This is a genomic window from Roseburia sp. AF25-13LB (assembly GCF_003478915.1).
GTDB classification, from domain to species: Bacteria; Bacillota; Clostridia; order Lachnospirales; family Lachnospiraceae; genus Roseburia_C; species Roseburia_C amylophila.
The window spans coordinates 1-4,191 of the sequence record NZ_QUFO01000022.1 but is presented as its reverse complement, the minus strand read 5'-3'; the positions used below and the strand labels follow the sequence as shown (position 1 = coordinate 4,191).

General features: G+C 40.3%; 5 protein-coding genes. All 5 read left to right on the top strand.

All coding sequences use genetic code 11. The features are described from left to right. Positions 1-1,344 (top strand): MobA/MobL family protein (locus DWY37_RS15520; RefSeq protein WP_118558574.1); only part of this gene is annotated, 1,344 nt, incomplete at its 5' end. Further along, positions 1,322-2,032, top strand: a complete 711-nt coding sequence (locus tag DWY37_RS15515; RefSeq protein WP_014080632.1) for a DUF6040 family protein — start codon at positions 1,322-1,324, stop codon at positions 2,030-2,032. The genes DWY37_RS15520 and DWY37_RS15515, both read left to right, overlap by 23 nt. 331 nt (positions 2,033-2,363) lie before the next feature. Further along, entirely contained in the window at positions 2,364-2,630 is a 267-nt protein-coding gene (locus DWY37_RS15510; RefSeq protein WP_014080631.1) for a hypothetical protein, read from the top strand. After that, entirely contained in the window at positions 2,609-3,154 is a 546-nt protein-coding gene (locus DWY37_RS15505; protein ID WP_118544589.1) for a hypothetical protein, read from the top strand. The genes DWY37_RS15510 and DWY37_RS15505 overlap by 22 nt, the downstream gene beginning before the upstream one ends. A 62-nt stretch (positions 3,155-3,216) precedes the next feature. Continuing rightward, the gene (locus tag DWY37_RS15500) at positions 3,217-4,155 is read left to right on the top strand and encodes a hypothetical protein (protein WP_117686868.1); all 939 of its coding nucleotides are present in this window, start codon (positions 3,217-3,219) and stop codon (positions 4,153-4,155) included. The last annotated feature ends 36 nt before the right edge of the window (positions 4,156-4,191 follow it).

The following is a 4,191-nucleotide window of genomic DNA, read 5'->3' as shown; positions in this document are numbered from 1 at the left end:
AAAGAATGGAGCAGACAGGAACAGATTGATTATACAACCGAATATATTCAAAAGACTTTCGTGGACGAGGGAATGTGTGCCGACTGGAGCATACACGATAAGGGCGACGGGAACCCACATGTGCATTTACTTGTAACCATGCGACCATTCAATCCAGACCACTCATGGGGCAGCAAGGAAGTCAAGGACTGGGATTTTGTCAGAGATACTGACGGAAATATCGTGGTTGATGAATCCCACCCGGACTGGTGGCAGGATAAGAAAAATCCAGACCGTCATGGAATCCGTATTCCGGTACTTGATGAAAACGGAGTACAGAAAGTCGGGGCAAGAAACAGAAAACAATGGAAAAGGGTTCTGACTGACGCTACCGGCTGGAACAATCCAAAGAATTGTGAGTTATGGCGAAGCGAATGGGCAAAGATGTGTAACCGGCATTTATCCATAGACAATCTGATTGACCACCGCTCTTATGAAAGACAGGGCAAATTGAAAGTCCCTACGATTCATGAGGGTGCAGATGCAAGGAAGATTGAGGAAAAATATCTCACCGGGCAGATAAGGAAAGGTTCATGGAAGGTCGAGGAAAACCAGATGATAAAAAAACAAAATGCACTGCTGCAAAAGGTAATTGCAACCTTTGGTAAGGTATCCGGTGCATTGTCGATGTGGAGGGAGTGGTTGAATGACATTAGAAGAAAGCAAAGAAGTAATTCCCATGATGGAAGCAATGATTACACAGATAGAGGGACAACAGAATATCATGGCAGAGATGCTTCAGGAGATACAGGAAAAGGACGAGAAGCTGATGTGCTTTCAGGAGCAGGAAGAACGATTGCAGCAATTAGAGAAAGAATTGTCAGAGCTGCTACAAATCTTACCGGATACAGAAGAACTGTTGATGCTTCTGGAAGAAAAGACAGACCAGATACAGAAACTCACAGACGAAAATCAGCAATGGCAGGAATTGGCACAGAAATTAAACAGCGAGAACCGGCTATTGCAGAAACAGAACAGCGAATTACTGAACTTGAACAGCAATTAGAGAAAGGAAGGTTGATTGATGAACGAATTAAGAAACTCAAAGAGCGACGATCAACTGGAAGAGTTGCTTCTGCTGACAGAGCAGATGCAGGAAGAACTCGACCAGAAAGACCGGACTATCAGGGAACTGAAAGTGCAGCTCGACGAATCGCTGACCTTGAACGAGAAGTTAAACAGCGAGAACAAAACAGAGAACATTCAAGCCTTAAAGAACGACTTGAGGAAAACAAAAGAATTGTTGCAGAGCGAGAAAGAGAAAACACACACCGTCCAAGCCATGATAGAGGAATGTCGAGATAAGCAGAGACAGGCAGAACAGGAACGGGATTATGCACTCTCCCATCAGAAAAAAGTAGAGATACCGGTTGAAAAGCCGGTACTCTATCAAAAGTGCGGGAATTGTAAACAGACAGCTTATCTGAAAGCTAAGGAAAAGTATGATATGCAGAGGGAAAAACTGGCAGGCAGATATAAAACAAAAACAGCCATGTATGAAGCATTGATGTTTCTGCTGATATGGTATTCCGTATCAACTACTCTTTTTCAGATGATACGGTCAAAAATATTTATTTCTGATTGCGTGGTATTCTTTGATACAATCGCAACTTTCACACAGACCATTGCTGGCTGGGTTGTACTGGCAGGAAAGAACGTGGCACAGATTAGTGATGGAATATCCAATCCTGTCGTTGCTGGAATTATAAACTGGCTGATAAGAATATTGATTTGCGGTGGATGTCTGGTGGGTGTGGGAATACTTTTGGCATTCATCGAAATAAAGATTGCAGGGCTATATAAGAAATACTGTTGGGATATGATTACCATAATGGTGATACTTGTAAGTATGGCAATAGCTATCTACTTTGGGGATTGGATAAAGGAAGTATTGCCAATCAATCTGCTATTTCTCTTATTATTCGTGCAACTGGTATATGTTGGAATCAGGTGGTATGTAAAGGGATGGCGGGAAAACAGAGGTTATGTTTAAAAATAAAAAAATTGTCTGAGACGCAGCGAAGTAAATAAAATGAGTAGTATTATAAGAAGTCAGCAGTGCGTGAATAAACTGCTGGCTTCTTTTTTGATAGATACAGTCACTCTCAGAGAGTGTGCAGGATAGTAAAGTAATAACATCAACATGACGATATAGAAAATGCAGGGAAGCATTGTATTTCAAAGAGTTTGAGATACAGAGCTTCTACTAAGGCAGTGGTCATCTTGTAAAAATATGGTCTTTGTGTGCGTAATATGGTCGTTTGATGATATGGGACTAGGAGAACAGGTTATTTTATCTGATAAAGAAAGCAAAGGAGGTTACTATGAGTAATACAATTAATGTGAACTATATGACACGGGCTTACAATCAGTACCAACAGAAAAATGCGGCTAAAGATCAGGAGAAGGAAGATACAAGGTTTGCGGATAGTGTAAGAGAAAAGAGCGAAGCTAGTGGAAGTATAGTGGGCAATTCAAAAATAGGTTCTGTGTCTGCTAAAGATATGACGATGGTGGAATACAAGCAGTACATTTACAATTCAGATAAAATGATTGGAGGAACAGAAGTATGCACATTGGTTCTGGTCTAAATACGGTATCTTCAATGTACCGCCAACAAAAAGGCAATAATATGAAAGCCCCTGTATCTGCGGAAAAGACATTTTATACGGCTGAAACACCAAAGGTATACCAGATATTCACAACAGATAATATGTTGTGGACAGGAGGTAATGGTACAGGTCTTTCTTATTGCCTTAAATATGCGGATGATTCGACGGATGAAAATCCAGTGGTGTTAGCGAAAGGTGTGGATGAAAACGGAAAAGAGTTTGAGCAAAGAATATATATCAATGACGTTGATCCATCAAACGCCACAGTAGTCGAAATGCGTGCATTGGAGGCACATTACAAAGTGGAGAAGCAGGGAGGTTTCACATCTTTGCCGCTTGAAGCTGGTAATATGGGACTTAACGACAGAAGAGATTTTATCGCAATGTTCAAAAAAAGCATAGAAGATTTAAACAAATTGGGAAGGTTTGACTTATCGTTGCTTTGGACGAAAAGTATGGATACATATCTTAATTTGCCAAATGCAAATAGTAAGTATAAATAAGGCTTAGTTATTTGGACATAGAAGGAAAAGAGAATTTAGAATAAACGAAGGAGATTGAGACAATGCAGTCAATATCAAGTTATATTAATCCTAATACAAGAGGACTTACATCTAATTACAAAAATACAGCTATTAAAGATAAGGAAACCTATAATGAGGCGATGTCGCAGCACTTACTAAATCCGGTAGAAGATTTGGTTCAAGTGTTAAAAACACCTATAAAATTGGCGAAGAGTTCGTCACTTAGCAGACAGAATAATTCTGTTAATATTGCGGAAGGGCAAAGAATCCGTGTTAATGGAGGTCATGTGCTTACGGTTACGGCGCATGGAGTAGAGGTTTCTGGTGGAGATAATCCGTATGATACACAATCATATGTAAAAGCACAGAGAATGGCAGATGCATTGGCATCCATGCTGCGAAATGCAGGTGGGACAATGACTACTGTAGCACATTCAAAGGAGGAATATGCCCGGTATACAGAGGGAATTACGGATGTTATGTCTTATCTGGGTGTAGACACTTCCAAAGATTTTACGGTCAATGGTATGAAATATAGCAAAAATAAAGATGGTTGGTATGAGTCAGAAGCGAACAGTGATGCGCAGGCGGCATATGAACAGTTAAAAGCGAATAACAGAACCTACCAGTTTGCAGATGAAAAGACCAAAAAGCAGATTGCATATATTAGTGATTATTACCTTCAGACAGTGCCGGAGAGTGTAAAGGCGGCGTGGCAGGAAACATTAGAAGAAACGGGGGTTAATCCATTTCAGACGGATGTAACCAGTACATTAACGCAGTTATCTGTAGAGCAGGATTTTCTGACAGGTGGTGATGACAATATTTTTGGTGAAACGAAAGAAAGTTGTTTAGCAGCTATCGACAAAGTATTGGAGAGAATAGAAAATCCGTTGGCAGCCGTTACAGATGAAAGGGCAGCATATCTGCAACAGGAAAAAGAATTTTATACCGTGTTGGCATCTAAAATAAGAGAATAAAATGCCGGGAGGAATTTAAAAAATGATTGGAAGTAT